This is a genomic window from Limnobaculum allomyrinae, assembly GCF_016649425.1.
Lineage (GTDB): Bacteria > Pseudomonadota > Gammaproteobacteria > Enterobacterales > Enterobacteriaceae > Limnobaculum > Limnobaculum allomyrinae.
Genome location: NZ_JADRCR010000024.1, coordinates 1 through 3,406 on the forward strand (window position 1 = coordinate 1; position 3,406 = coordinate 3,406).

General features: G+C 54.2%; 4 protein-coding genes. All 4 read right to left on the reverse strand.

What is annotated here, in order from left to right:
* Positions 1–66 precede the first annotated feature (66 nt).
* Genes frdD through frdA form a run of 4 tightly spaced genes read right to left on the reverse strand, consistent with a single transcriptional unit; the run spans position 67 to position 3,380 of the window.
* A complete protein-coding gene (frdD, locus tag I2494_RS20395) occupies positions 67–423 on the reverse strand; it encodes a fumarate reductase subunit FrdD (protein WP_218468804.1) in 357 nt (118 codons plus the stop codon).
* Positions 424–436: 13 nt separating this feature from the next.
* Positions 437–826 (reverse strand): fumarate reductase subunit FrdC, encoded by a 390-nt coding sequence (frdC, locus tag I2494_RS20400; RefSeq protein ID WP_218468805.1) that lies wholly within the window; start codon positions 824–826, stop codon positions 437–439.
* 18 nt (positions 827–844) lie between these two features.
* A complete protein-coding gene (locus I2494_RS20405) occupies positions 845–1,579 on the reverse strand; it encodes a succinate dehydrogenase/fumarate reductase iron-sulfur subunit (RefSeq protein WP_130590196.1) in 735 nt (244 codons plus the stop codon).
* Positions 1,572–3,380: a fumarate reductase (quinol) flavoprotein subunit gene (gene frdA, locus I2494_RS20410; RefSeq protein WP_218468806.1), complete on the reverse strand. Its 1,809-nt coding sequence runs from the start codon at positions 3,378–3,380 to the stop codon at positions 1,572–1,574. Before frdA ends, I2494_RS20405 begins: the two co-directional genes overlap by 8 nt.
* Positions 3,381–3,406 lie beyond the last annotated feature (26 nt).

The following is a 3,406-nucleotide window of genomic DNA, read 5'->3' on the forward strand; positions in this document are numbered from 1 at the left end:
AAAAAGCGCCCCGGCAGGGGCGCTTCTTAACAACATGTATCACTACAGTCAAACGGGGTATGCTGTTTACAGCATAAACACCCCAATCACTGCAATCACACTCAGCACGGTCGCCAGACCGTAAAACACCAGCTTGCCCGCCGGCACATGCCACTTCAGGTCATGGGTCATATGGTGCATACGGTGTAATCCACACCATACCGGCAGGATTATCATCAGCAGCAAAAACACACGGCCAATAAAACCCTGACAGAACGCCAGAATGCGCGGATAGCTCAGCGCCTCCGGTGCCCAGCCCAGCGGAAGAATAATCGCCACCAGTAAAATAATCACCGGCGCAATAATCGCTCCCCACATACCGCCCGCACCAAACAGGCCCCAGAATACCGGCTCGTCAGAGCGCTTCGGATTTTGTTCAATCATGTCAGTCGACTCCTTAAATCAGTGCCACGGCCAGAATTATCAGGCTCGCCACAATCGTTACGCCCCAGAAGAACATCACAATCGGCTTCGCGCTCAGCTTCTCTGTGCCCACCACAATGTTCGCCGCCTTCGGTGCCAGGTCAAACCAGGTCTTGGTATGAACCAGCGCCATAATCAGCGTAATGATATTAATCACCATCACCACCGGGTTCGCTAAAAAGCCCACAAAGCCATACCAGCTCTCCGGACTTCTCAGGGCAAACACACCGAAAATCAGCACCAGACTGAACCACACGGCTGGAATAGCCGTGCTCTCACGGAACATGTAAAACTTATAAAACCCGAGTCTCTTCCACCAGTCAGCTTTCACCTCGCGGACATAGGGTTTACGTTTGGTCATCATAATAGTATCCCTCTCCCTTTATTGAGGTTTCAGCATGGCAATCATAAAGTCTTTTGAACTTTCCACCTTGCCCTGCTGAATAGCCGCAGCCGGGTCAACGTGTTTCGGACAGACTTCAGAACAGTAACCGACGAAGGTACAACTCCATACACCATTCTTGCCGTTAAGCTGTGGCATACGGGCCGCTTTACCCTTATCACGTGTATCCAGGTTGTAACGGTGTCCCAGCGTAATCACCGCCGGGCCAATAAACTCCGGGTTCAGACCAAACTGAGGACAGGCGGCATAACACAGGCCGCAGTTGATACAACCGGAAAACTGATGGTATTTCTCCATCTGTGCCGGCATCTGAATGGTCGGGCCGTTCTCCGGCTTCAGACTGTCATTAATGATATAAGGCTTAATGGCTTCCAGACTCTCAATAAAGTGAGTCATGTCCACCACCAGGTCGCGCTCAATCGGGAAGTTACCCAGCGCTTCCACCTTCAGACCATCAGTGTAATCCCGCAGGAAGGTTTTACAGGCCAGTTTAGGCACCTTGTTCACCATCATGCCGCACGAACCACAAATCGCCATCCGGCAGGACCAGCGGTAAGACAGGTCCGGAGCCAGGTTGTCCTTAATATAGCCCAGTGCATCCAGCAGTGACGTGGACGCATCATAAGGCACATCATACGCCTCGAAGTGGGGTTCACTGTCGCGCTCCGGGTTATAGCGCATGACTTCAACTTTGAGGGTTTTCATCTCAGACATTCGCCTGCTCCTTCTTTAATGCCTCTTCTTTAGCCTGGGCTTCCGCCTCGGCACCGTATACACGTTTGGCCGGCGGGAGGGTGGTAATTTTCACATCACTGTACTCAATGCGCGGGGTGGTGCTGTCCGGGCTGTAGAAGGCCAGTGAGTGTTTCAGGAAGTTCACATCATCACGCTCGGTACAGCCTTCATCCAGACGCTGGTGCGCGCCACGGGATTCACGACGTAACAGCGCCGAGTGAGCCATACAGTCAGCCACATCCAGACCATGACCCAGCTCAATGGTGTACAGCAGGTCAGTGTTGAATACGCTGGTACGGTCAGTAATGCTGACGCGCTTGAAGCGGTCTTTCAGTTCAGCAATCTTGTCGACGGTCTTCTGCATTAACTCTTCGGTACGGTAGATACCGCAACCTTCTTCCATGCTCAGGCCCATCTCATCACGGATTTTCGACCAGTTCTCAGTGCCTTCCTGCTTGAGCAGGGCATGCAGACGGCCTTCAATATCCGCCACCTGTGCATCCAGCGCGCTGCTGTTAGCCGGAGCGGCAGATTTGGCACGCTCAATGGCATGTTCACCGGCCACACGACCGAACACCACCAGCTCTGCCAGAGAGTTAGAGCCCAGACGGTTAGCACCGTGCATGCCCACAGAGGAACATTCGCCCACGGCAAACAGACCGGCCAGACGGGTTTCACACTGCTGGTTGGTCTCAATTCCACCCATGGTGTAGTGCGCAGTAGGACGAACCGGAATAGGCTCTTTCACCGGGTCAACGCCGACATAGGCTTTGGAGAGTTCACAGATGAACGGCAGACGCTCAAGCAGCTTCTTCTCACCCAGGTGACGCAGGTCCAGATAGACCACATCGCCGCGCGGAGTAGGAATGGTACGACCGGCGCGCCATTCGTGCCAGAAAGCCTGGGAGACTTTGTCACGCGGGCCCAGCTCCATGTATTTGTTTTCAGGTTTGCCCAGCGGTGTCTCAGGGCCCATGCCGTAATCCTGCAGATAACGGTAACCGTCTTTATTGACCAGAATACCGCCTTCACCACGACAACCTTCGGTCATCAGGATACCGGAGCCCGGCAGACCGGTCGGGTGATACTGAACGAATTCCATATCACGTAACGGAACGCCGTGACGGAATGCCATCCCCATACCGTCACCGGTCACGATACCGCCGTTGGTGTTGTAACGGTAAACGCGTCCGGCACCACCGGTGGCCATCACCACGGCATTGGCACGGATTTGAATCAGGGTGCCTTCCATCATGTTCATGGCGACTAAACCGCGGACATGACCTTCGTCAGACAGCAGGTCGAGAACGAAATGCTCATCAAACCGCTTGATGTTAGGGTATTTAAGGGAGGTCTGGAAAAGGGTGTGAAGCATATGGAAGCCGGTTTTATCGGCGGCAAACCAGGTACGCTCAACTTTCATGCCGCCGAAGCGACGGACGTTGACGGAGCCATCGTCTTTACGACTCCAGGGGCACCCCCACTGTTCCATCTGCACCATTTCGCGCGGGCTGTTTTCCACGAAGTACTGAACGACGTCCTGCTCACAGAGCCAGTCCCCACCGGCGACGGTGTCATGGAAGTGAGATTCGAAGCTGTCTTCAGGCTTGATAACGGCAGCGGACCCGCCTTCGGCGGCCACGGTGTGGCTGCGCATGGGGTAGACTTTAGAAATCAGCGCAATGGTACTGTTGGGATTCGCTTCGGCAGCGGCAATGGCTGCACGAAGACCGCCACCACCTGCTCCGATGATAGCAATGTCTGCGTTAAAGGTTTGCACTGCATTCCTCCAAATGTTCCAGTTTA